20 protein-coding genes are annotated in these 25,219 nt (G+C 39.5%); all 20 read left to right on the forward strand.

Features of this window, described 5'->3' with window-relative positions:
- Positions 1-2: 2 nt before the first annotated feature.
- Complete coding sequence (locus tag IAE53_RS01730; RefSeq protein WP_200135847.1) at positions 3-797, forward strand: phosphatidate cytidylyltransferase; 795 nt, start codon at positions 3-5, stop codon at positions 795-797.
- A 13-nt stretch (positions 798-810) separates the two neighbouring features.
- Complete coding sequence (rseP, locus tag IAE53_RS01735; protein WP_188352713.1) at positions 811-2,064, forward strand: RIP metalloprotease RseP; 1,254 nt, start codon at positions 811-813, stop codon at positions 2,062-2,064.
- A gap of 37 nt (positions 2,065-2,101) precedes the next feature.
- Entirely contained in the window at positions 2,102-3,820 is a 1,719-nt protein-coding gene (locus IAE53_RS01740) for a proline--tRNA ligase (protein ID WP_200135848.1), read from the forward strand.
- A gap of 61 nt (positions 3,821-3,881) precedes the next feature.
- Complete coding sequence (locus IAE53_RS01745; RefSeq protein WP_200135849.1) at positions 3,882-8,195, forward strand: PolC-type DNA polymerase III; 4,314 nt, start codon at positions 3,882-3,884, stop codon at positions 8,193-8,195.
- A gap of 29 nt (positions 8,196-8,224) precedes the next feature.
- Complete coding sequence (locus IAE53_RS01750) at positions 8,225-8,632, forward strand: phosphate-starvation-inducible protein PsiE (protein WP_010279282.1); 408 nt, start codon at positions 8,225-8,227, stop codon at positions 8,630-8,632.
- Positions 8,633-8,739: 107 nt separating this feature from the next.
- The gene (locus IAE53_RS01755) at positions 8,740-9,741 is read left to right on the forward strand and encodes a VOC family protein (RefSeq protein WP_148423003.1); all 1,002 of its coding nucleotides are present in this window, start codon (positions 8,740-8,742) and stop codon (positions 9,739-9,741) included.
- Between the two features lie 115 nt (positions 9,742-9,856).
- A complete protein-coding gene (locus IAE53_RS01760) occupies positions 9,857-10,216 on the forward strand; it encodes a hypothetical protein (RefSeq protein ID WP_004916044.1) in 360 nt (119 codons plus the stop codon).
- A 133-nt stretch (positions 10,217-10,349) separates the two neighbouring features.
- A complete protein-coding gene (rbsK, locus tag IAE53_RS01765) occupies positions 10,350-11,264 on the forward strand; it encodes a ribokinase (protein WP_200135850.1) in 915 nt (304 codons plus the stop codon).
- Positions 11,261-12,679: an RsmF rRNA methyltransferase first C-terminal domain-containing protein gene (locus tag IAE53_RS01770; RefSeq protein ID WP_200135851.1), complete on the forward strand. Its 1,419-nt coding sequence runs from the start codon at positions 11,261-11,263 to the stop codon at positions 12,677-12,679. Before rbsK ends, IAE53_RS01770 begins: the two co-directional genes overlap by 4 nt.
- A 210-nt stretch (positions 12,680-12,889) precedes the next feature.
- Entirely contained in the window at positions 12,890-14,005 is a 1,116-nt protein-coding gene (locus IAE53_RS01775; RefSeq protein ID WP_010279303.1) for a BMP family protein, read from the forward strand.
- Between the two features lie 72 nt (positions 14,006-14,077).
- A complete protein-coding gene (locus IAE53_RS01780; RefSeq protein WP_004916034.1) occupies positions 14,078-14,419 on the forward strand; it encodes a DUF1831 domain-containing protein in 342 nt (113 codons plus the stop codon).
- A 44-nt stretch (positions 14,420-14,463) separates the two neighbouring features.
- A complete protein-coding gene (locus tag IAE53_RS01785) occupies positions 14,464-15,117 on the forward strand; it encodes a histidine phosphatase family protein (protein ID WP_188352709.1) in 654 nt (217 codons plus the stop codon).
- Positions 15,117-17,522: an ATP-dependent RecD-like DNA helicase gene (locus IAE53_RS01790; protein WP_200135852.1), complete on the forward strand. Its 2,406-nt coding sequence runs from the start codon at positions 15,117-15,119 to the stop codon at positions 17,520-17,522. The genes IAE53_RS01785 and IAE53_RS01790 overlap by 1 nt, the downstream gene beginning before the upstream one ends.
- 51 nt (positions 17,523-17,573) lie before the next feature.
- Positions 17,574-18,545: a ribose-phosphate pyrophosphokinase gene (locus tag IAE53_RS01795; RefSeq protein ID WP_148422997.1), complete on the forward strand. Its 972-nt coding sequence runs from the start codon at positions 17,574-17,576 to the stop codon at positions 18,543-18,545.
- Complete coding sequence (locus tag IAE53_RS01800; RefSeq protein WP_148422996.1) at positions 18,542-19,432, forward strand: SGNH/GDSL hydrolase family protein; 891 nt, start codon at positions 18,542-18,544, stop codon at positions 19,430-19,432. The genes IAE53_RS01795 and IAE53_RS01800 overlap by 4 nt, the downstream gene beginning before the upstream one ends.
- Positions 19,432-20,424: an aldo/keto reductase gene (locus IAE53_RS01805; protein WP_188352706.1), complete on the forward strand. Its 993-nt coding sequence runs from the start codon at positions 19,432-19,434 to the stop codon at positions 20,422-20,424. Before IAE53_RS01800 ends, IAE53_RS01805 begins: the two co-directional genes overlap by 1 nt.
- A gap of 127 nt (positions 20,425-20,551) precedes the next feature.
- Positions 20,552-21,310, forward strand: a complete 759-nt coding sequence (locus tag IAE53_RS01810; protein ID WP_004916020.1) for a glucose 1-dehydrogenase — start codon at positions 20,552-20,554, stop codon at positions 21,308-21,310.
- Positions 21,311-21,482: 172 nt separating this feature from the next.
- Positions 21,483-22,721: a phosphoribosylamine--glycine ligase gene (gene purD, locus IAE53_RS01815; protein WP_148422994.1), complete on the forward strand. Its 1,239-nt coding sequence runs from the start codon at positions 21,483-21,485 to the stop codon at positions 22,719-22,721.
- Positions 22,722-23,047: 326 nt separating this feature from the next.
- Positions 23,048-23,188, forward strand: coding sequence for a hypothetical protein (locus IAE53_RS01820; protein WP_010277676.1), 141 nt, complete (start codon positions 23,048-23,050; stop codon positions 23,186-23,188).
- A 231-nt stretch (positions 23,189-23,419) separates the two neighbouring features.
- Positions 23,420-25,084 (forward strand): formate--tetrahydrofolate ligase, encoded by a 1,665-nt coding sequence (locus IAE53_RS01825; protein WP_200135853.1) that lies wholly within the window; start codon positions 23,420-23,422, stop codon positions 25,082-25,084.
- The last annotated feature ends 135 nt before the right edge of the window (positions 25,085-25,219 follow it).

A 25,219-nucleotide genomic window follows, 5' to 3' on the forward strand; every position in this document is an offset into this window, starting at 1 on the left:
CTATGAAAACACGTGTAATTACGGCAGTAGTTGCTTTGATTATTTTTGTCCCTCTTTTAATCAGGGGAGGCGCACCACTTCTGATTTTGACACTGATTATGGGTGTGATTGCAATGAGTGAAATTTTGCGTATGAAACACCGTTTTTTTGTTTCTGCGGAAGCTTGGGTCAGCTTTATTGGTGTTGTAGCGCTGATCTTGCCCAATAGTTTTTGGCAAGACATTCCACTCATTAAAAGTGCGCATATATTCTTTTATATACTAGCCTTTCTTTTGTTACTTCATACAGTCTTTAGTCGTAATCATTTTAATTTTGATGATGCTGGTACGTTGACCTTAGCCATGCTTTATATTGGTACTGGATTTCATTATTTTTTTCAAGCGGATACAAAGGGCTTGGCAACAGTGATGTTTGGTATGTTAATTGTTTGGCTAACTGATTCGGGTGCTTATATGGTTGGGCGAGCTATTGGTAAACATAAACTTGCGCCAAAAATTAGTCCTAACAAAACTTGGGAAGGGTCAATTGGCGGTAGTTTGGTGGCAGTAATTGTTGTGGCATCTCTGTATACTATCTTTAACTGGCTACCAGCCTATAACTTCATTGAACTCTTATTATTTGCAGTTGTTTTGTCTATTGCTGGACAGCTTGGTGATTTGATCGAGTCAGGCTTAAAGCGTCACTTCAATGTCAAAGATTCAGGCAATATTTTACCAGGGCATGGTGGTATTTTAGATCGTTTTGACTCAATGTTAGTTGTTATGCCACTGATGTCTATTTTAGGCATGTTAATTTAAAGCGAGATCTGGAATGAGTTTAACGGCGATAATTGCATTCATATTTGTTTTTGGTGTATTGGTTACAGTACATGAATTTGGGCATTTTTTTGCTGCCAAAAAATCTGGTGTATTGGTTCGTGAATTTGCGATTGGCATGGGGCCAAAGTTATTGAGCTGGAATCGCAATCATACTGCCTATACAATCCGTATATTACCTGTTGGTGGATATGTACGGATGGCCGGAATGGATGAAACACCTGACTTAGAAGCGGGTCAACGATTGCGACTACGCTTTGACCAAGAGAGTAAAGTTATCGAAATTGACACACGGATTGATCAGGCAGGTCAAGGTGTACCATTTCAAATTGACACTTTCGACTTGAGTGATGACTTGACGTTAACAGGTTATCAAGCTGATAATTCAGAGATGACAGTGTTATCTGTTAGTCATGATGCAACAATCATTGAAGAAAATGGTGTGACTGTCCAAATCGCCCCACGTGATACATGGTTTCAAAGTGCGAAATTATGGCGACGCGCTTTGATTAATGTTGCCGGACCATTTATGAACTTTGTATTAGCCTTAGTTGTTTTTTCAGGACTGGGCTTTACCTTGCCAAGCGTTACACTTAACGAACCAATTGTGGGCACAGTCCAAAACAACATGCCAGCTCAAAAGGCTGGACTGCAAGCAGGTGACCAAATTACCAAAGTGAATGGACAAAAAACCACAACTTGGGAAAATGTAGCAAGCGCTATTAGCGGTGCTGGACACAAGCAACTGACGATTAATATTGTACGTGACGGTAAACAAGAGACTATCAAAGTCACACCTAAATTGGTTACGGTTAACGGTACAAGAACGCCGTTGGTGGGTATCACAGAGAAAACGCACCAGAGCTTTGGTGCACGCATACAGTATGGTGTCAACACAACAGCTTCAACAACCAGTCGAATTTGGTACGCGCTGACACATTTGTTTAGTGGTGGGTTTAGTTTGGATAAACTAGGTGGTCCAGTTTCAATTGCCAAAACAACGTCAACTGTTGCTAAAACAGGATTTTTGAATATTCTATTCTATATGGCATTTTTGTCGATTAACTTAGGTATTATGAATTTAATTCCAATACCAGCTCTAGATGGTGGTAAACTAATCTTGAACTTACTGGAAGCAGTTCTAAGACGTCCATTACCAGCATCGTTTGAAAATGGTGTCACCGTGGTAGGCGCAATTGCAATGGTAATTCTGATGATTGCTGTTACTATTAATGATATTTTGCGATAAAATAAGTGAGAGTATATTTAATAAAAGAGGAGTTTATATGAAACAGTCTAAATTACTGATGCCAACTTTACGAGAAGTTCCGGCGGAAGCTGAAGTTAAGAGCCACCAATTGTTGTTAAAAGCAGGTTATATTCGACCAGTTGCAGCTGGTATGTTTTCATATTTACCCTTGGCTAAGCGGGTTTTAAATAAAATCGAAGCTATTATTCGGGAAGAGATGTCAAAAATTGACGCCAATGAGATGTTAGTCCCAGAAATTTTACCAGCAGAATTGTGGCAGCGTTCAGGGCGTTATGAAACATACGGTCCGGCGTTGTACAAGTTCAAAAATCGACAAGATCGTGATTTTATTTTAGGACCAACGCATGAAGAAACCTTTACTCAATTAATTGCTGATGAAATTAAGTCATATAAAAAATTACCTTTAGTGGTTTACCAAATCCAACCAAAATTTCGAGATGAAAATAGACCGCGTTTTGGATTGCTTCGAACACGCGAGTTTATTATGAAGGATGCTTATTCATTTAGTGCTGACCAAGAAGGTCTTGATGACGCCTTTCACAATATGGAAAAAGCGTATGTCAACATTTTTAATCGACTTGGTCTTCATTATCGTGCAATTGTCGGTGACGCCGGTGCTATGGGTGGATCAGATTCGAAGGAGTTTTCTGCTCCTGCGGCAGCTGGAGAAGATACTATTGCTTATTCTGATGCGACCGATTATGCGGCAAATTTGGAAATGGCCAAAGATTTCTATGAGAGAAAAACCAGTCATGCAGAATTATTGACATCAGAAAAAGTTGCAACCCCTGATGCAAAAACGATTACGGACGTAGCAGAATTTTTGGGTAAATCATCCAATGAACTTGTTAAAACAATGATGTTTATTGCTGACGATCAGCTTGTAGCAGTTGTGACGACAGGTGATTATGATGTTAATGAGGTTAAGGTTCAAAATTTCTTGAATGCTGATACATTTGAATTAGCTGATGAAAACCGTGTCCGAGATATTGTTGGTGCAGGTTTTGGATCATTAGGACCAGTCGAACTACCTGAAAATGTGCAACTTTTGGTCGATGAACGGGCTGCCGATTTGGTAAATTTTGTCGCTGGAGCCAATGAGGATGGTTATCATTTGACTAATTTGAATTGGGGACGAGACGTCCAAGTTGAGGAAACAAATATTAGCGATTTTCGTGTCGCTAGAGAAGGTGACTTGGCTGTTGATGGCAAAGGGCACTTAGTATTTACTTCCGGTATTGAAATTGGTCATATTTTTAAACTTGGTACCCGGTATTCTAAGTCACTAGGCGCTCAAGTTTTGGATGAAAATGGTCGTCAAACTGATGTTGTGATGGGTTCTTATGGCATCGGTGTTTCACGCTTGTTAAGCGCGATTGCAGAGCAAAAAGCTGATGAGGACGGGCTTGTTTGGCCAGCTAGTGTTGCACCATTTGATGTCCACATTGTACCGGTTAATACGAAAGATGCTGATCAAGTACGTGTGGCTGAAGAGCTTGAAGCTTTGTTAGAAGCCAAACATTTGGAAGTTTTGGTGGATGACCGCAAAGAACGTGCTGGTGTTAAGTTTGCCGATGCTGATCTAATTGGCTTGCCAATCAGAATTACAGTTGGCAAAAAGGCGAGTGAAGATGTTGTTGAAGTCAAAGTCCGTGCAAGTAATACTAATATTGAAATGCGTGTCAGTGAAGTGGTTGACTCAGTTTCCGTTTTGCTTCAAGGTGACAATGAATAAATAAGTGAGTAAACATTTGGCCGATGAATGATCGGCTTTTTTACTCAAATTAGGGGGACAAATGGCGTTAACCCATGAAGAACAATTAAAACATTTAATTAGTCAGATTCAATTACCGGATGAAATTGTATCTTTTTTTGAAGCTGGTCAGTTAACCCGCGTAGATGTATCTGCCAGACAGAGACAATGGATATTCCATGTCCAATTATTAAAGCCTTTGCCAGCTAACGTATATATGCAATTTCAGCAATATCTAAAAAAAGCATTTACTAATATAGCTGACGTGTCGATAATGATTTCCACTCAATCACAAGCAATTGATCAAGAAATGATGGCACAATACTGGCATTTGGCTTTAGATCACTCTCAATTAAACCATGCTAAGGCGCAGCAATTAGCAAGCAACACGATACTTAAATTGGTAAACGATAACGAATTCAGTGTTGCGGTTGGTGCGCAACTACTATTTCAATCGTTAGATAACCAAGCAGTTGCTTCCATAGTATCAGTTTACGAGAGTTTTGGATTTCCTAAGATCAAATTAGTGCCACAACTCGACGAACAATTAGCCCAAGAAATTCAGGAAAATGTTGCACAGCATCATGCTAAGGCCCGTGAAGACTTGCAAAAAGCAATTGAAGCTAATAAACAGGCTAAACCAAAAACATCGTCAGAGGGTGTTCCACTAACATTAGGTCGTAAAATTTCAGCAGATGCTGATATTACCAGATTGGAAGATATCGATGGTGAAGAAAACCGTGTGGTAGTTGAGGGCTACATTTTTGCTGATGAAATTAGGGAATTGCGTTCAGGGCGACAGTTACTCACCATCAAAATCACCGATTATTCAAGTTCTATTTCAGCCAAAAAGTTTTCTAATAATGAATCTGATGAGGCGGTGTTTGAAGGTTTAAAGGCCGGTTTGTGGGTTCGACTAAGTGGTAATGTTCAAGAAGATACCTATGCCCGTGAACTGGTCATGAATATTTATGATTTACAAGTCATTGATCACGCCAATCGACAAGAATATTACACCGAAAAACAGCAACGGATTGAGCTGCATGTTCACACAAACATGTCGACCATGGATGCCGTGACTAACTACTCGGAAGTTGCAAAACTCGCAAAAAATTGGGGTCAAACAGCTTTGGCTGTTACTGACACGGGAAATGTCCAAGGCTTTCCCGAGGCTGTTGCCGCTGGTAGTAAAAATAATCTCAAAATGATCTACGGTATGGAAGCTAATCTAGTCGAAGATGGTGAACCAATTGCCTTCAATTTGCAACCCATTTCACTATTAGACAAAGAAACCACTTTTGTAGCTTTTGATTTGGAGACGACTGGACTATCCGCCGTAACAGATAAAATCATTGAATTATCCGCTGTCAAAATGCAGCTTGGTAACGTTATTGATAAATTTTCAGAATATATTAATCCAGGTTTTCCATTATCTGAATTTACTACTAATCTCACGTCAATTACTGATGCCATGGTGGCAAATGCTGATAGCGAAGAAAATATTATTCGACGTTTTCGAGAGTGGTGCGGTGATGCTATTTTAGTGGGTCATAATGTAACATTTGATATTGGCTTCATGAACGCCGCTTATGCACGTTACCAGCAAACGCAAATTAGTAATCCTATTATTGATACGTTGCCGTTTACTCGTTGGTTATATCCTGACTATAAATCTTATCGTCTCGGTACGATTGCTAAACGATTTAATATTAATTTAGAGCAAGCTCACCGTGCTATTTTCGATTCTGAAACCACTGGACATATCGCATGGCGCTTGATGAAAGAGGCGAAAGAACGTTTTGATTTAAACTACCACAATCAACTTAATGACCACATGACTGAAGGGGATGCGTGGAAGCATGGTCGTCCGGTTCATGCGACATTGTTGGTTCAAAATGCGACTGGATTAAAAAATCTTTATAAACTGGTCTCCCGTTCAAACATTGAATTTTTTGCCAAAGTACCTCGTATTCCGCGTTCAATCCTACAACAATATCGTGAAGGTTTACTAGTAGGAACAGGTGATACGGGTGGGGACGTCATTATTTCTCTCATTGAAAAAGGAAAAAATGAGGCAACTGAGAAAGCCAAATATTACGACTTTATTGAAATTCAACCAACCGCAAACTATCAACCAATGATTGAATCGGCACTAATTTCCGACCAAACAAAACTGCAAGAAATTTTAGAGGAAATGATTGCCATTGGTGACGAATTAGGAAAACCAGTGGTGGTCACTGGTGATGTTAAGTACACCAACCCTGAAGATAAAATTTACCGTAATATTTTAATTGCAACACAACCAGGTAATCCACAAAATAGAACCGCTTTACCTGATAATTATTTCAAAACGACGCAAGAATTGCTTGATGACTTTGCTTTTGTTGGCGAAGAAGTCGCAAAAAAGATTGTGATTGATAATACCCACCTTATTTCTGACATGCTTGACGATATTGAGCCTCTGAAAAGTGGTTCCTATCCGCCAAATATTCCTGGGGCGGGTGATGAACTCACTGAAAAAACATACCGGACAGCGAAAGCTTGGTATGGTGATCCAATTCCACCAGAAATACAGGCGCGTATAGACCAAGAATTGAAAGCAATTATTGGTAACGGTTTTGCGCCGCATTACATGATTGCGCAACGATTGGTTGCTAAATCTGTTAAAGACGGCTATTTGGTTGGATCACGTGGATCCGTAGGTTCTTCATTTGTCGCCACAATGTCGGGAATAACTGAAGTTAATCCGTTGCCGCCTCATTATCGATCCGCGCATGGTGATTATTTCGAACTAGTTGATCCGAAACAATATGAGTCTGGTTATGATTTGCCTGAAAAAGAAGATCCCAATCATCCAGGTGAAATGTTGATTGGTGATGGACAAAATATTCCATTTGAAACTTTTATGGGCTTCACCGGAAATAAAGTGCCAGATATTGATTTGAATTTTTCTGGTGATTATCAGCCAATTGCTCACAATTACATGAAAGTACTGTTTGGCGAGCATAATGTGTACCGTGCCGGAACGATAGCGACAGTGGCTGAAAAAACAGCTTTTGGTTACGTGAAAGGCTATGAGCGGGATCATGATAAACATTATCGTGGGGCAGAAATTGAGCGATTGGCCCAAGGAATCACAGGTGTCAAACGGACAACAGGACAGCATCCCGGTGGTATATTGATTGTGCCACGTGAATATGAAGTCTATGATTTCACACCAATTCAATATCCTGCTGATGATCAAAAATCGCTCTGGCAAACAACACACATGGATTATCATTCCATTCATGATAATTTATTAAAAATGGATATTTTGGGACATGATGATCCAACAATGGTGCGGACATTAAAGGATATGTCTGGAATTGATCCGCAATCAATTCCAGCAAACGATCCCGGTGTTTTAAGTTTGTTTACCTCCACCGAAGCGCTTGGTGTAACACCAGAGCAAATCTTTTCAAAAACAGGGACACTAGGATTACCTGAATTTGGGACTAACTTTGTGCGCGGTATGTTGGAAGAAACGCAACCACATACTTATTCTGAGTTATTACAAATTTCTGGCTTATCTCACGGTACGGATGTTTGGTTGGGAAATGCTAATGAGTTGATTGAAAACGGAACGGCTACAATCGGTACAGTTATTGGAACGCGTGATAAAATCATGACAGATTTGATTAACTGGGGTTTTCCAGCTGCCGATGCGTTTAACATTATGGAAAAGGTTCGTAAAGGTAAGGGGATTACCGACGAATACCAAAAACAGTTGCGCGAAGCAAATATTCCAGAATGGTATATCCAATCAATGCTCAAAATTAAATATATGTTCCCACGAGCGCATGCCGCGGCTTATGTTTTAATGGCTTTGCGAATTGCCTACTTCAAAGTTTATTTTCCAACAATATACTATGCAACTTACTTCTCAGTTCGTGCGGATGCTTTTGATGTTGTCGCGATGAGTCGGGGTAAAGAAGCAACCAAATCTGCTTTAAAGAAATTACGTGAACTTGGCAATGACGCGACTGTTGGCGATAAAAACTTAATGACAGTTCTTGAAATGGCTAACGAAGCGCTTGAGCGGGGAATCAGCTTCAAAATGGTTGATTTAAACCGATCGGAAGCACTTGAATGGGTGATTGATGGTGAAACACTAATACCACCATTTATTTCTCTACCGGGCTTGGGCGACAACGTGGCCAAACAAATTGTGGCTGCACGGACAGAAAAACCTTTTTTGAGTAAAGAAGACCTCAAAAAACGAGGCAAAGTGTCACAAACGATTATTGATTTTATGACACAGCATTCCGTTCTAGAGGGATTACCAGACGAAAATCAATTGAGTTTATTTGACTTTTAACCTGAAAAATATTAAAGGGCGGTAAATATATGAAACACGAGTGGCATCAAAAAGTTGCGGGTTACTTCGAGTATGTTTTAAATACGGTCATGATTGTTATTGGCGTCGTGATATTTGGTTTTTTGCTACGAGAATTGTTGAATCTCGCACAAATGTTATGGATGACCGATATCGCTGGTCATTTTACGGAATTGGCTGAGGAAATTTTAGTTGTATTTTTGTTTTTTGAGTTTTTGAGTTTGGTACGTGAATATTTCATAAAGGACGCCCACATTTCAACTGGCAACTTCTTATATATTGGCGTGACAGCTTTAATAAGAGCAATGTTAGTTTACCATGATCAAACCGATAAAACGTTAATGTTAGCTGCAGCAATATTCTTATTGGTAGTTGCGCAGGCAATATATCGTTATTTTAGACCAAAAATGGATAATTAGCTTCTAAAAAGTAAGCAAAATGCTTGCTTTTTTATTTAGGGCATATATAATTTAATCAACAATAAAAATAGAAAGGCGCGCTTTTTGACGCGCATGGCGATAATCATATGAAAACGCATCACGTCTCTCTTTTAACAGGTAATTTTAAACAAAATGCACATTTTTATGTTGATATTTTGGGTTTACGTTTCATAAAAAATTCTATTAATCAGGCTAATCCTCATATGCGCCATGTTTATTATGGTGATTTCATTGGTACACCGGGCACTGTGGTCACTTTTTTCCCAGATGCAAAACTTGATCGTCCTCGTGTCGACGGCAAAATGTTTTTCAATGGGCTACATTTTGGTGTGCCGGCAGGTGCGTTACCATATTGGCAAGAACGATTGCTTTCCTTTAATTTACCAGTAACAGTTGATGGCCGTGGTATTTTACACACGCAAGATTTTGATGCAATTCCAATTGAAATTAAAGCAGTCAATCAGCAACAGTTTGACTGGCATATCAACTTTATGTCAGATGTTCCTGCAGAAAAACAAATCACAGGTATTCTAGGGGCTGAATTACATGTTCCTGATGTTGTGGCGACTGCGAATTTTTTTGAACAACTATTCAGTGACTATGGCGTTGTTGTTAAAGGCAACGTTGTTAATTTAGCAGATGAACAGGCCATCTACTTGTACGAAACACCAAGCGATGCCCCTGAATCAAAATTTGGAAAAGGATCAACTGATCATTTTGCTTTAGCCGTCGAATCTTCGCAGGATTTAGATTACTTGTGGAATCGTGCACGGGAACAAGGTTGGCGTCGTGAAGTTTATATTGATCGTGGTTATTTCAACTCTATTTACTTTATTGAGCCAGGGGGCAATCGTGTTGAGGTAGCAACTACTAATCCAGGGTTTACACTAGATGAGTCTGTTCAAGATTTAGGAACAACATTCGCAATGCCACCAAGATTTGATGCCAATAAAGAAGTTTTAAGAAAATGGTGGGCTGATCAAGGTGTCTTGTTTGATGATTATCAACCATATTCGGGTACCGGACGAGTTAATAATGCCAAAGTTGTAGCAATACATGATCAAACGGGTAATACCCGAAACGATTAGTGTTTAAAATATACCATTTTTAATATTAAATGGGTAATATCGCGAAAACTGTCCATTATCAAATGAAAATATCTCCTTTATAATAATTATTAAAGTATTATAAAGGTGGTAAAAAATGGAAACAAGAGCACATTATTCATTAAAAACGCGTAACGAAGTTTGCGACAAAATCATTAACCGCCATCAATCTGGAAAGTCAGTGGCTTCTGAATTTGAAATTCCCTACAACACAGTCATGCGGTGGGTACGTCAAGAACGTGATACTTTTTCAGAATCTGTTTACACAGGTAATAAGCAACCATATCACCAAGTATTTGGCTATCAAGATAATACAACCGACGATTTAGCTGAAATGAAACGCCAGATCAAGGCGATGCGATTTGAATTGCAAGTACTGACAAATCAAAATCAAGAGTTAATGGAAATGCTGCGTATTATGATCGAAAATGGTGGCGATATTCAAAGGCACGCTTAATACGGGCGTTTTTTTTTTGCCAACTTTTCAAGTGTGTGATAATAAATGATATAATTAACTTTATGCAAAAATAATGTTTGATAACCAATTGCGTTATCAACTTTATTTGACATTAATGAGATGGATGAAAGTTATGACAAAAAAAATCGTTGTTCTTGGAAGTTTGAATGTTGATAGCATTATGAAAATGCCGCGAATGCCACTAGTCGGAGAGACAATGGCTTTGACTAACGTGACTACTGCACCGGGTGGAAAGGGCGCCAATCAAGCCGTTGCAGCGGCAAGGCAGGGGGCCGATGTGTCCTTTATTGGTGCAATTGGTAATGATGCCAATGGCCAATTCATGCGCGCTACTCTTGTCAATAACGGGGTTAACGTCGATCACTTAAAAACTAATGGTGATGTACCGACTGGTTCTGCTTTTATCATGTTACAAGATGATGGCGCCAATACAATTCTAATTCATGGTGGTGCTAATCAAGCTCTGACAACTGCCGACTTAGATCACGATTTAATTATTGATGCCGATTTGATTATTGCGCAGTTTGAGGTGCCTTATGCTGTTATTTTGGCAGCCTTTGAGCTAGCACATAACCATCATGTTCAAACTGTTTTAAATCCGGCGCCAGCAGTGTACGAATTAACGCCCGAATTAATGGCTGTTACAGACATTATTTTGCCAAATGAGACAGAGGCGCAACTGTTGACAGGAATTGAAGTTGTAAATGACGAAGGTGTTTTAAAACGTGTGACGGATGCGTTGCAAGCAAAAGGCGCAAAGCGAAGTATTATCACGCTTGGCGCCGCAGGATCTTTTGTTGCTGATGGTCAAAGAAGATGGTGGGCACAACCTGAAAAGGTAGTCGCACAAGACACCACAGCGGCCGGAGATACTTTCATTGGCACATTGGCGAGTGTTATAGCATCTGATTTTAGTAATTTAGATGATGCTGTAAAACGTGCTAGCATAGCTAGCGCTATCGCTGTCACAAGACCAGGGGCCATTCCTTCGATTCCAACATTTGATGAGGTTGAAGCATACTCATGAACTTACCTGAAGATTTCAAAAAAAAGTACACACGTTTGTTAGGACAGGAAGCAACGGATTTTTTTAACAGTTTTGAGACTGTCCATCAAAAGGGCTATCGACTTAACCCTTTGAAAGCAAATCCAGTGCCGCATGATACACCAAATGATGGAAAAGTGCCTTATGGTCAATGGGGATACTTCGGATCTGTTGATGGTCACTCAAAGGACCACGTCACGGGGGTTGTTTATTCTCAGGAACCGTCGGCGCAATTTGTGGGCGAGGTTGCGGCCCCAAAGCCGGGTGAAAAAGTGTTAGATTTAGCTGCAGCGCCAGGTGGAAAATCAACTCATTTGGCGGCTTTTATGATGCAAAAAGGCTTGCTGTGGTCTAATGAAATTTTTATGTCGCGTGCTAAAATATTAAGCGAAAATATCGAGAGACTCGGTGTTCAAAATGCAATTGTCAGTTCACAGACACCGGCGGAATTGAGTGCACGACTACCATTATTTTTTGACAAAATTCTACTAGATGCGCCATGTTCTGGTGAGGGTATGTTTCGAAAAGATCCGGATGCAATGGCTTATTGGCATTCAGATTACCCTGCTGAAAACGCACAACGGCAACGGGAAATATTACATGAAACAGTTAAGATGTTACGGCCTGGCGGTGAGTTAGTTTATTCAACTTGCACTTTTTCACCTGAAGAAGATGAGCAGATGATAGCATGGCTGCTTGATACCTATCCAGAATTTGAACTGTTGCCAATTGACAAGCCAGCGGGCAGTGGGATCGCTAATGGGCGTCCAGAGTGGGCAGATTCTGACTTTGTCAGTGGTGTAACAACAACTAGTCAAACGCAAAATCGCTCTGAGCTTCTCAAAACGGCTCGTTTATGGCCGCATCATTTAAATGGAGAAGGGCATTTTGTAGCAAAATTGATCAAAAAGTCTACAACGGTATCATCAACTGAGACTGTGATAAAAAAACTCAAACCAGCCGAACTTAATCGTGACCAAAAACAACTAATTGCTGATTTTTGGGAATCAACTTTTCAACAGTTTGACATTGAAAATCGTCAATTTTTGCTGTTTGGTGATCGGTTATTCCTTGCGCCTGAATCGACACCTGATTTGAATGGGTTGAGGATTTTGCGCCCGGGATTGGAAATAGGTAGCTTCAAAAAAAATCGTTTTGAACCAGCACATGCTCTGGCTTTAGCTGTGTCACCAAGCCAAGTTAAGCAGCAATTTAATTTAGTGGATCAAGATTGGGCTGATTATGCTCATGGCGATGTTATTAGTACTGATGAGCCATTATCTAAGGGGTGGATATTGATGGTGGTTAACGGCAATGGTGCTGGTTGGGGTAAATTTGTGAACGGACAAATCAAAAACTTTTTGCCCAAAGGGTTACGCTTTGCTGTGCGTGTTTAATATTTATTTTTTTCAATAACTGTCATCCGTTTTTTAAAAGCAAGGACCACTATGGACCTTGTTTTTTGTTGTCACTAATGTAAAATGAATAGCTGGAACTAATTGAAAAATAGTACAGCTTATATTTAGTTAGTCAAAATAATTGGGTCGGTGCTACGCGTTAGCGTACCCAATTGAAAAAACGTGAGAGCGTAATAGAGGAGAATCACCATGAATCAATCAACAAAAATTATTGCTGGTGTCGTAGCTGTAGCCATAATTGGTGGCGGTATTTATGCGGCTACTAGTCATAAATCAACATCATCAACTGATAGCAGCAAATCAGCCACACTGGGCCTTGTTCTGGACGTGGGTGGTGTGGATGACCATTCATTCAACCAATCTGCATGGGAAGGCGCACAAGCTTATGCTAAGAAAAATAATTTGAAGTCTGGTCAAAATGCCCCTGTGACTTATTTTAATACAGCTGATCATTCTGACCTTGATCAAAATTTTAATTTGGCAACTAAGAGTAAGAAGTACACGATTGTTTATGGTATTGGCTATTCATTGAACCAATCAATCACAAAATCTGCTAAATTGAACCCTAAGCAAAAATTTGTTTTGGTAGATGACATTGTTAAAAGTCGTAAAAACGTCGCAAGCGTCATGTTCCGTTCTGAACAATCATCATATCTTGCTGGTGTTGCTGCTGCAACAAAAGCCGATGCCAACGGTGAAAAAACAGTTGGCTTCATCGGTGGAATTCACGGTAACATTATTGATGCCTTTGATGCAGGCTTTGAAGCTGGTGTAAAAGCAACTGATTCATCTTTGAAAGTTGAAAAGCAGTATGCTAACTCATTTACTGACTCTGCTAAAGGAAAAACAATTGCAGCGACGATGTATGCTTCTGGGATTCGTACTATTTTTGCGGCAGCTGGATTTGTTGGAAATGGTGCATTTTCTGAAGCAAAGGCAGAAAATGCTAAGTTGAACGCAGATTCCAAAGAACGTCTCTACATCATTGGTGTTGACCGCGATCAAAAGTCTGATGGGGCCTACACTTCAAAAGATGGTAAAAAGACAACATCGACATTAGCTTCATCAATCACTTCAGTAGGCGATGGTGTCAAAAATGTTGCGGATAATTACAACAAGACCAAAAAATTCCCTGGTGGTAAAACAATTGCTTATGGTTTGAAAGAGCATGGTGTTTATCTCACTGATTCAGAACTAACTTCTGCCGAAAAGAAAGCTGTCAATAAAGCTAAAAAGGCAATCATTAACGGTAAGATAAAAGTGCCTAATCATCCAAAGGGATCTGAATTTAATCAAAAGTTTTAAATCAATCAGCGCCACGATAGTGGTGCTTTTTTGCTATAATGGTACTTAGACTAACTGAGGAGCTATAAAATAATGGCATTTGAGAAAAGTGTAACAATCGCCGGAGACGCGACTTATCAATTGAGTGATCAACTAAAAAAATATACGCTGGGTGATTTAGGATTTGTCACTAACAATGCAGGGATTCATGTTTTACATCGAGCATTAGAGCCAGAAAAAGCGTTAGCTAATTCTATTCAGCTCAAAGTATCCGTTAATCAAGATTTGACAGGTTTCAAAATGAGTACTGTCTCAGCGGGAGATGTTGTTCGCGTTGATATTTTTAAAAACAATAATGCTGAAGAAATTGTCAAGTTGTATCATTTTTTTATTGATGAATTGGTGCAACGCGGTGTTATTACAAAGGTTAATTAGAACACATTGTCATCATCAATTTTTTTGGAGGTAAATCAATCAATATGACTAAATTTTATTTTGTAAGGCACGGTCAAACGGAGTGGAATCTCGAACGACGCTTTCAAGGTGGCAATGGTGATTCAGAGTTACTGCCATCAAGTTATGCCGACATGAAAAAAGTTGGCGAATTTTTGAGCGACGTCAAATTTGCTCACATCTATGCTTCACCAATTAAACGTGCTCGCATTACTGCCACAAAAATTGCGCAATATTTAAAGGACACACCAGCTTTGTCACTGAGATCTAATTTAGCGGAAGTCAGCTTAGGCGAATGGGAAGGTGAGTTAGTTGCAAATGTGCAAGAACGTTACCCAAAGGCCTACGATAATTATCGTCACGACTTAGATCATTTTGAGGGTCAGGAATTTGGCGGTGAAGGTTATACCAAAGCGACCAACCGCTTTGTGCGAGTAATTAAAGATATAGCACAACAATACCCAAACGACAATATTTTGATTGTATCGCATGGTATGGCGCTTTCTTTTGGATTGAATGGTTTATTGCAGCAACCACGAATGAGTATTCGTGAACGTGGTGGGTTAAGCAACACCTCGACAACTGTATTATCAACTGTTGATGGTGAACATTACCAAATTGAAGATTGGAATAATACGAGTTATCTCAATAAAAAGCAAGATGACTCGACAACAATTTAATGGCATTAGTAACGACAGAATTGGATAAAGTTATTGGCACATTACAATCTGTAATTTTTGCGTCAACGGATTCCTATTTTAAAATTTTATCTGTGTCAGTAGAAGAGACGTCACTTGACGACTGGGACGCGCCTGAAATCATTGTGACGGGCACTTTTGGTGATGTCCAAGAAGGTAGTGTTTATGCTTTTTATGGTCAAACAGTGCGCCATCCTAAATATGGTCAACAATTCAAGGCGGAACGATACGAAAATGAATTACCACCTGATGAAAATGGACTAATTAAATATTTTGCTAGTGGGCAGTTTTCAGGTATTGGACCAAAATCTGCACAAAAAATTGTTGACCATCTTGGATTAAATGCTGTGGATTTGATTTTAGCAGATGTTGCTGTTTTAGACGGTATCATTAAGAATTCAACCGCGAAAAAAATGGCGAAAACATTGCAACTCAACCTTGGTTTGGAGCGCTTGTTCCAAATTGGTAATCAATTTGGCATTGGGGCTGACTTGGCTGGTCGTTTATATGACCAATATGGTAATCAGGCACAAGATATTTTAATGCAAGATCCATATCGACTTGTATTTGAATTTGAAGGCATTAATTTCAAAAAAGCCGATGAAATAGGTCGCCAAATTGGTGTTGAGGCTTCTGATCAGAAACGTTTACAAGCAGCTGTTTATGCGGCAGTTATGCGAGTGAGCTTTCAGCATGGTCATACTTATCTGTATCATGATCAATTACGCTATGCGATTGCTCAAATGATTCATGAGCAGGGTCAAAGTTTTGCAGAACAAATTGAAACAGCAATTTCACGTTTGATTAGTAGTCATATCTTAGTGAATGATGATGGTCGTTATTACCCTAACACACTATTTGAAGCGGAAGTTCAAGTATCAAATGATATTCAGCGTTTACAAATAGCCACGCCACCATTTGAATTAACAATGTCAGACATTGACCAAGCTTTTGTGACGCCAGGCAATATGATCTTAGATGATACACAAATTTCAGCTGTGAAAGAAGGGTTAAACGCACCTATTTTTTTGCTGACGGGTGGACCAGGAACTGGTAAAACAACAATTATTCGAACGATTGTTGCAACATGGCAAAAAATAGTGCAGCAACGTGCAAGTACTGCTGCAGATGGGCAAAAGCTGTTAAAACAATACCAAGTACGGATGGCATCGCCAACCGGTCGCGCTGCAAAACGTATGACTGAGGTGACCGGACATGAGGCCTCAACAATTCATCGTTTGTTGGGAATTTCTGATTTGGATGAACCAGAATTTAATGCGGATAATCCAATTGCGGGTGGTTTGCTTATTATTGATGAGGCGTCAATGTTAGATATTGAGCTGACCGCTAAGCTACTTGCGGCGGTACCAAATGGTATGAAGCTGATTGTTGTTGGCGATAGTGACCAATTACCATCCGTTGGGCCAGGTAATGTACTCGCTGATTTAGTCAATTCTAAAAAAATTGCACATGTGGAGCTGGCCACAATTTATCGCCAGGGTAGAGGTAGTAGCATTTCTGATTTGGCGGCTCATGTCAAAAATGGCCGGCTTCCCAGTGATTTTTTAACAAATCAAGCTGACCGATCGGCCTTTATGGTAGGTGCAGATCAAGCGTTGACTGCGATTCAACAGATCGTCACTTCTGCTGTTAAAAAAGGGTTCACGCAAGACGACTTACAAATTTTGACACCTATGTATAAAAGTAATGCCGGGGTGAATGCTTTAAATCAAATGGCGCAAGCCTTGTTTAATCCCATTAAACCAACACAAAAAAGTATTCAATTTGGCACTCTAATTTTCCGTAAGGGCGACAAGGTATTGCAGCTAGAAAATGACAGTGAACGTGACGTTTACAATGGTGATATGGGAAAAATTATCGCTGTGCAGTATAAAAAAGATCCCAGCAATGATGATAATGAAGATCGCCTGATAATTGATTTTGATGGGAAAGAACTGGCTTATCCAAAAAAGAACTTAAATCAATTGACACTAGCGTATGCCACCACGGTTCACAAGGCACAGGGGAATGAGTTCAAATTAGTCATTTTGGCGTTAACCAATCAGTTTGGCCTAATGCTAAATCGAAATCTTTTGTATACTGGCTTGACGCGTGCTAAAGAAGCTTTGATTTTGGTGGGGGAGTATTCAGCGTTTCAGTGTGCAGCTGAAACTTTAGTACCACCACGACAAACATTTTTGCAACAACGATTGGCTTTCGATAGCGACAAAACCTTGCAGTTACCTGAAAAAAATGTTTCTATAATACCTTCTCATTCGAAGCAGGCCGCAGTGTCAGTTAATCAACTCACTGTTAATCAGATCATTGATGGTAGTATTGATCCAATGATTGGCATGGCAAATATATCACCCTATGATTTCATGTAATCGTTTTCATATAGTATAATAGAATCAGAACAATAATGAATGGAGAATCACATGACCCCAGCCTATCAATTGTTTAATCTTGGTAGTAATAACCAACTTGCACAGGAAATATCAAGTATTTTGGGCAAGCCGCTATCCCCGATTGATGTTAAAACCTTTGCTGACAATGAAATTTATGAACGAATTGAAAACACCGTTCGTGGTCGTGATGTTTATGTTATCCAAGGTATTTCAGATCCCGTTAATGAAAACTTTATGCGTTTGATGATTTTTATTGATGCTGCCAGACGGGCCTCTGCCAACTCAATAAACGTGGTGATTCCATACTTTGGTTACGCACGCGCGGATAGAAAAGCACGCTCACGAGAACCAATTTCGGCACGATTAATTGCTGATATGCTTGAGTCTCAAGGTGTTAAACGCGTTATGACGATGGATTTGCACGCAGATCAGGTACAAGGATTCTTTGACATTCCGGTGGATCATTTGATTGCCATGCCAGCACTTGGTCACTACTTTTATGAAAATAATTTACTCGGGGATGATTTGGTAGTGGTTGCGCCGGGGCATTCAAGTGTCGCACGAGCTCGTAAATTCGCCAAATTGTTACATGCCCAATGGGCGATTGTTGACCATCGTTTAGACAAGGACACCAATGAGTTTTCATATCAGATTACAGGGGATGTGAGTGGCAAACGCGCTATTTTGGTTGATGATATTATTGATACTGGCTCGAGCATGGTGCAGTCAAGTAAAGCGTTGAATGATGCAGGGGTTGATGTTATTTATGCTGTTGCAACTCATGCCGTTTTATCTAACAAAGCTAGCCAATTGTTGGATCAGTCTCACATCAAACAGGTCATTGTGACAAATACAATTGAAGTACCTGCTAAAAAAGAATTCAGCAAGTTGATCAAGTTGTCTGTGGCGGCGCCGTTTGCTGAGGCTCTCAAACGTGTCGATGCCTTTGAAAGTATTCAAGACGTTTTAAAAAGTCAAGATAATTTGGATGTTACATTATGATGATTGATTTAAAGCCACTGTTGTCTCCTGAGTGGGCGCAACAGGAAGATTATTACGTCACAACACAGCTGGGGGCTTCGTTAAGTTTTATAACTGATGGTGTCAAAAAAATAAGGTTGGTTTTTGCTAATCAAAACAGCAATATTACGTTAGCATATTCCTCTAATAATATTGATTGGCAAGATATTGTTGCCGATTCAACTGGTCAGGTTAACATATCCGTTCAAGATGGTCGCCATGATCTGGTATTGCGCACTTGGCAAAAAGAACAAGCCTTATTTTGGGCATCTCCGTTAAAACTATTGTCAATGTCGATTGATGATGGTTTGGTTTCGCCCATTACGGAGTCACGGCCATTTCTTACTTTTGTCGGTGATTCGATTACGGTAGGTGAAGATATGGCATCAGATGGTGATCACCCAGAGTTGAGTTATCCCGTGTTGGTTTCTAAAGCACTACAAAAACCATTGGCACGCATTGCTTATGGTGGTTCAGGGCTAACACCTTTTGCACCGTTTCAAGTACCAACTGCAATTGAATCATTATGGCATGTTGCGCTCAATGTGCCACGACCATTGGTTTCAACCGATATAGTAGTCGTTAATTATGGTACCAATGATTTGAACTATGGGGCCAGTCCTCAAGACTTTGCGTTTGGATTACGTGTCTATTTACTGGAGATTATCAAACGTTTCCATGATGCAAAAATTTTTATTTTACTACCCTTTAATGGCGCATTTGAAACTGTTTTTCGAAATGAGATGTCACGATTTGAAGCGTTAACGTTTATCAATACAAACAAATGGCAAATTGCCACAGATCGTGTTCATCCAACTGTCGCCGATCATGAACGTATTGCAAAATTAATTTTGGAGGAATTGAAATAATGGTATATGCAGCAGATGAGCAACGCTATGAAAAGTTACCTTATCGTCGGGTGAGTGATTCAGGGTTAATTTTGCCAGCAGTTTCTTTTGGTTTATGGCGAAACTTAGGTGATCAAATGCCATTAGAAAACTCAAAAAAAGTTATTTTGAAGGCTTTTGACAGCGGCATTTTTAGTTTTGATAATGCTTCAAATTATGGCCCAAGTAATGGTACAGCCGAAGAAACATTTGGACAGGTATTTCGACAAGACTTAAAGCCATATCGTGATGAATTGGTGATTACGACTAAAGCTGGCTATCATATGTGGCCTGGACCACTGGGTGAATTTTCCGGTAAAAAAACGTTGGTGGCGGCGTTAGACCTCAGTTTGCAGCGAATGGGATTGGATTACGTTGATATATTCTACGCCCATCGTTGGGATCCAAACACACGCCTTGAGGAAACAGCGCGTGCGTTAGATCTGATTGTTAAGCAAGGCAAAGCATTATATGTGGGCGTTTCAAATTACAATGCTGAACAAACAGCTGCAATTGCGAAAATTTTTGAGACGCTAGGCACGCCATTTATTGGCAACCAAGTTTCATACAACATGCTTAATCGCACCGCAGAAAACGACGGTTTATTAGAAGTTTTGGATCAAAATCATGCTGGTCTCGTTGCCTATGGCCCATTAGCTGAAGGCTTATTAACATCAAAATATCTCAATGATATACCAGATGATTATCCAATTCATCGTACAAACGCCGTATTATTTGAAAATGGTAAATTAGCTTTAATTGACAAATTAAATGCTTTAAACGAGATTGCCCAACAAAGAGGACAATCGCTCTCACAAATGGCTTTAGCATGGTTGTTGAAGGATCGTCGCGTTGCAAGTGTTGTCATTGGGGCAAGTAATGTCGCTCATTTGATTGATAATTTAAAGTTTTCAGATAATTTGACGTTTTCTGGTGATGAATTAGCAACAATTGAATCAATTTTGTCAAAGTAAAGCCAGCGAAAGCTGGTTTTTTTAGTGATTAAACTTTGAAATAAATGTGAACGCTTACAAAGATAGTGAACTTTTGAACAAAACTTGTGATATAATAAACAATATAAAAGAAAAAAGGGGAATTTTCATGGTAGATCGTTTAAAGAACAAAGTTGCAATTGTTACAGGTGGTACGCTTGGTATTGGATTGGCTATTGCTCAGAAGTTTGTTGAAGAAGGTGCAAAAGTTGTTATCACAGGACGTCGTGCCAATGTTGGTGAGGAAGCAGTAAAGTCAATTGGTGATGAATCAGTGGCACGATTTGTACAGCACGATGCTTCAGATGAGCAAGGTTGGATTGATTTGTTTGAAAACACAATTAAGTGGTTTGGACATGTTGATACTGTGGTAAACAATGCAGGTATCGCAATTGCGAAGAACATTGAAGAAACTACTTTTGAAGACTGGAAGTTCTTGCAATCAATTAATTCTGATGGCGTATTTTTGGGTACTAAGTATGGGATTCAATATATGAAAAATCAACCTGGTGGTGCTTCAATTATTAATATGTCATCAATTGAAGGATTTGTTGGTGACCCTAACTTGGCTGCTTACAATCATTCAAAGGGTGGTGTAAGAATTTTGAGCAAGTCAGCTGCATTACACGCTGCATTAAATGATTATAATTTGCGTGTTAACACAATTCACCCAGGTTATATCAAAACGCCACTAGTAGAAAATATTCCTGGTGCTGAAGAAGCACAATCACAACGTACACAGACACCAATGGGCCACATTGGTGAGCCAAATGATATTGCATACATGGCTGTTTATTTGGCTAGTGAAGAGTCAAAGTTTGCGACAGGATCAGAATTTGTTGTAGACGGTGGCTATTTGGCACAATAATAAGAAAATTTTCGACGTCATCTTAACGATGGCGTTTTTTAATGTTCGTATTTTATAGTTATTTACAACTTGAAAACGAAATAATTCGTTTAAATAATGCATATAACCGTACAAATAGCTTCTGATTATTGTTAAAATATGTAAGTAAGAAATAAAAATATGGATGGTAATTATGTCGAAAGTACTAATTGTTGGCTCTGGTGCACGTGAACACGCGCTTGCGCAGACCTTTTTGCGAAGTCCCCAAGTGGATGAAGTGATTGTTGCACCAGGAAATGATGGTATGGCTAAAAGTGGCATTACTTGTCAAGATATTGCTGTTACGGAATTAACAGCCTTGCGAGATTTTGCTCGAAGTCAACAAATTGATTTGACCTTTGTTGGTAGTGAAGAACCTTTAACGTTAGGAATTGTGGACGTCTTTGAAGCGTCTGGATTGACTATATTTGGACCATCAAAAAAGGCAGCACAGCTCGAAGGTTCCAAGTCATTCACGAAAAACATTTTAAAAAAGTATCACATTCCTACAGCTAATGCACAAACCGTCACATCACGTTCCGTGGCTCAAGCTAGTTTAGAGTTATTTGATTTTCCTGTTGTATTCAAGTTAGATGGTCTGGCGTTGGGAAAAGGTGTCACGATAATCAATAATAGAAATGATGGGGAAATTTATTTAGATGAACTATATCAACAACAAAGTGATGCTAAACTAGTTATTGAAGAATATTTGGACGGTGTTGAATTTTCGGTTTTCACGCTAGTTGGTCGAAATGGTCAAATGACCCACGCACCGTTGGCGCAGGATCATAAACGCCGTTTTGATGGTGATAAAGGACCAAATACTGGTGGCATGGGAGCATATAGTCCAGTGACTTGGATTTCAGATGACATTCGACGTCAAACGATCAATATGTTAGTTGAGCCTACTGTTAAAGCCATGTTGTCTGAAAAAATACCATTTTCAGGTGTGCTATATACTGGTGTGATGTTAACAACACAAGGACCAAAAGTAATTGAATTTAATGTCCGCTTTGGTGACCCAGAGGCACAGGTTGTGTTGCCACAGTATACAGGTGATTTTTATGACCTAATTATGCAATTATTACAAGGCAATCAACCTACTACAAAATGGCAAGAAGAAGACATCTATCTTGGTGTGGTACTAGCGTCACCTGGTTATCCTGAAGCACCACAAAATGGTTTAAGAGTTCCAGAAATACCTTATCCGGTTAATTATGCCGGTGTGTCACTGCAAAATGGTCAGTTAGTGACCAAGGGAGGGCGCGTTTTAACGGTTGTCCATCATCAAAAAACTATTGCGGTGGCTCAAAAGCAATTATATGAAGTACTTGATAAGATTGATATGGCATTAGAATTTCGGCATGACATTGGCTATCAAGCTGTCGAATAATCGGAATGGTCAATGTTTTCAAAAGAACTCGCTGCACCAATATCGTTGAAAACTGCTTTCAAAAGTATAGTCATTAAATACATCTTTTTGATGATTCAGTGATGATGGTAAGAAACCTGACAAAAAATCCGATATTATAACTATAATGGTGTACACTATTCTTGTGATACTCCCTGTATTACTAGTCCAACAAACGACATATGTTTATCCTGATATAGTCTTCGTTTGTTGGGCTTTTTAGTTGCTTTCAAATATTTGATGGTATACACTGAGGTTATCAAAACAGAAATTAGTGTTATCGTTAAAATGCAAGGAGGCGAATTACGGTGACAAAAAATAAGTTGATGAGCAATGCAGGTAAGTCATCTGCTAATGTTGTTAAAAAGGCAGTAGGTAGTGTAGAGGATGCTGTGCAAGAAGCTGCTAAAGACTTCCGAAAAGACAGTAAAAAAGAAATTGACAAATAGTATGAATAAATGTAACTGAAAAATAAGTTTGATGACAAATGTTTGCAGGCTGATTTTTCAGTTTTTTTCTTTAGAATTTCGCTTTAAAGTTGATTTCAGCGTTTCAACTGATTGATTGGCCATAAGAATTGTCGTAGAGATGAACTTTAGTTATAATGAATTTAACGTAAATATTAACCAACTATCACATTGATTTTTGAAATGTGTACTATGATCAAAGAGGATAAATTCATGCCAACAGATATTGAAATTGCACAAGCTGCTAAAATTACACCTATCTCTGAAATTGCTGCCAGCGCGGGATTACAGCCTCAAGAAATTGAACCCTACGGTTATGATAAAGCGAAAATCAAGTTGGATCCTGAAGTTAATCGATCAACTGATTTGGGTAAACTCATTTTGGTTACTTCAATTAATCCAACACCTGCTGGAGAAGGTAAATCAACCGTGACAGTTGGTTTAGCTGATGCGCTTAAATTATCTGGTAAAAATACGATGATTGCGCTTCGTGAACCATCATTAGGACCAGTTATGGGGCTGAAAGGTGGTGCAACGGGTGGTGGTTATGCGCAGGTTGTGCCAATGGCAGATATTAATTTGCATTTTACTGGTGATTTTCATGCGCTTACTTCGGCACATGATACTTTGTCGGCAGTGCTTGACAACAGTTTACATCAGGGAAATCCTCTCAACCTTGATCCACGTCGCATCTTGTGGAAGCGTGTAGTGGATATTAATGATCGCGCTTTACGACATGTGACTGTTGGTCTAGGGGGACCGACTTCTGGTGTGCCTCGTGAAGATGGATTTGATATTACTGTTGCATCTGAATTAATGGCTATTTTGACGCTATCAACTGATCTAATGGATCTGAAGGCGCGTATTAATCGTATTGTCGTTGGCTATACTTACGACAAAGAACCAGTTACTGTTGCTGATTTGGGTGTAGCAGGTGCATTAACAGTATTGCTAAAAGATGCAATTAAACCTAATTTGGTACAGACACTGGCACATACACCGGCAATCATTCATGGTGGCCCATTTGCAAACATTGCGCAAGGAACGAACTCGATTTTGGCAACAAAAACAGCGCTACAATTGGCTGATTACGTGGTTACTGAGGCTGGATTTGGAGCTGACTTAGGTGGCGAAAAATTCCTTGATGTTAAAGTCCCATTATTAGGAAAAACACCGGACGCAATTGTTATAGTAGCGACCATTCGCGCACTGAAGCATCATGGTGGTGTGGCACTGGGCGCCTTAAACGATGAAAATATTGAAGCTTTGTCCGCTGGATTAGAAAACTTAGGGCAGCATTTAACGGCGATGAATCGTTATGGTGTACCGGTTGTTGTGGCAATTAACCGTTTCACTGCCGACACACCACAAGAACTGGCAGTCATTAAAGATTATGTTGCACAATTTGGCGCAACCGCCTATACGACAGAGGTTTGGGCCAAGGGTGGCGAAGGGGCAAAAGACTTAGCACAAGCGGTCATTGAAAAAGCAGCACAGGAATCTGATTTTACACCACTTTATCAACCTAATGATTCTGCAACCGATAAACTTAATGCTATTGTCCAAACGATTTATGGTGGCGAAACTGTTGTGTTATCTGACAAAGCTCAAAAGCAACTAAAAGAATTTGAAGCTCGTGGCTGGGATAAACTACCAATTATTATGGCTAAAACGCAATATTCTCTTTCTGATGATGCTAAAAAGTTAGGAGCACCAAAAGACTTTGCTATTCATATTCGTGAATTTGTCCCTAAGTTAGGCGCTGGTTTCTTGGTTGCACTGACAGGTAATATTATGACAATGCCTGGTTTGCCAAAACATCCGGCAGCATTAGACATTGATATTGATGAAAAAGGTCGAATTACTGGCTTGTTCTAACTTGTAGAGCATGATATAATCATTTTAAATATTGAGAAGAGGTCGATCCAGTGCGTAACTAAACTATTCATTCAAATTTCACAAACGGAATTGGAAAGAGTAGGATAAGTGCGCCAAAATCGACAATAAGTCGTT

This window comes from Leuconostoc sp. S50, from assembly GCF_016624925.1.
GTDB classification, from domain to species: Bacteria; Bacillota; Bacilli; order Lactobacillales; family Lactobacillaceae; genus Leuconostoc; species Leuconostoc pseudomesenteroides.

What these genes read in the sequence shown, in the direction of transcription:
- IAE53_RS01740 (WP_200135848.1), top strand. Translation starts at nt 2,102, where the DNA reads ATGAAACAGTCTAAATTACTGATGCCAACTTTACGAGAAGTTCCGGCG.
- IAE53_RS01805 (WP_188352706.1), top strand. Translation starts at nt 19,432, where the DNA reads ATGGTATATGCAGCAGATGAGCAACGCTATGAAAAGTTACCTTATCGT.
- IAE53_RS01810 (WP_004916020.1), top strand. Translation starts at nt 20,552, where the DNA reads ATGGTAGATCGTTTAAAGAACAAAGTTGCAATTGTTACAGGTGGTACG.
- purD (WP_148422994.1), top strand. Translation starts at nt 21,483, where the DNA reads ATGTCGAAAGTACTAATTGTTGGCTCTGGTGCACGTGAACACGCGCTT.
- IAE53_RS01750 (WP_010279282.1), top strand. Translation starts at nt 8,225, where the DNA reads ATGAAACACGAGTGGCATCAAAAAGTTGCGGGTTACTTCGAGTATGTT.
- IAE53_RS01785 (WP_188352709.1), top strand. Translation starts at nt 14,464, where the DNA reads ATGACTAAATTTTATTTTGTAAGGCACGGTCAAACGGAGTGGAATCTC.
- IAE53_RS01775 (WP_010279303.1), top strand. Translation starts at nt 12,890, where the DNA reads ATGAATCAATCAACAAAAATTATTGCTGGTGTCGTAGCTGTAGCCATA.
- IAE53_RS01760 (WP_004916044.1), top strand. Translation starts at nt 9,857, where the DNA reads ATGGAAACAAGAGCACATTATTCATTAAAAACGCGTAACGAAGTTTGC.
- IAE53_RS01730 (WP_200135847.1), top strand. Translation starts at nt 3, where the DNA reads ATGAAAACACGTGTAATTACGGCAGTAGTTGCTTTGATTATTTTTGTC.
- IAE53_RS01745 (WP_200135849.1), top strand. Translation starts at nt 3,882, where the DNA reads ATGGCGTTAACCCATGAAGAACAATTAAAACATTTAATTAGTCAGATT.
- IAE53_RS01800 (WP_148422996.1), top strand. Translation starts at nt 18,542, where the DNA reads ATGATGATTGATTTAAAGCCACTGTTGTCTCCTGAGTGGGCGCAACAG.
- IAE53_RS01790 (WP_200135852.1), top strand. Translation starts at nt 15,117, where the DNA reads ATGGCATTAGTAACGACAGAATTGGATAAAGTTATTGGCACATTACAA.
- IAE53_RS01770 (WP_200135851.1), top strand. Translation starts at nt 11,261, where the DNA reads ATGAACTTACCTGAAGATTTCAAAAAAAAGTACACACGTTTGTTAGGA.
- rbsK (WP_200135850.1), top strand. Translation starts at nt 10,350, where the DNA reads ATGACAAAAAAAATCGTTGTTCTTGGAAGTTTGAATGTTGATAGCATT.
- IAE53_RS01795 (WP_148422997.1), top strand. Translation starts at nt 17,574, where the DNA reads ATGACCCCAGCCTATCAATTGTTTAATCTTGGTAGTAATAACCAACTT.
- IAE53_RS01825 (WP_200135853.1), top strand. Translation starts at nt 23,420, where the DNA reads ATGCCAACAGATATTGAAATTGCACAAGCTGCTAAAATTACACCTATC.
- rseP (WP_188352713.1), top strand. Translation starts at nt 811, where the DNA reads ATGAGTTTAACGGCGATAATTGCATTCATATTTGTTTTTGGTGTATTG.
- IAE53_RS01780 (WP_004916034.1), top strand. Translation starts at nt 14,078, where the DNA reads ATGGCATTTGAGAAAAGTGTAACAATCGCCGGAGACGCGACTTATCAA.
- IAE53_RS01755 (WP_148423003.1), top strand. Translation starts at nt 8,740, where the DNA reads ATGAAAACGCATCACGTCTCTCTTTTAACAGGTAATTTTAAACAAAAT.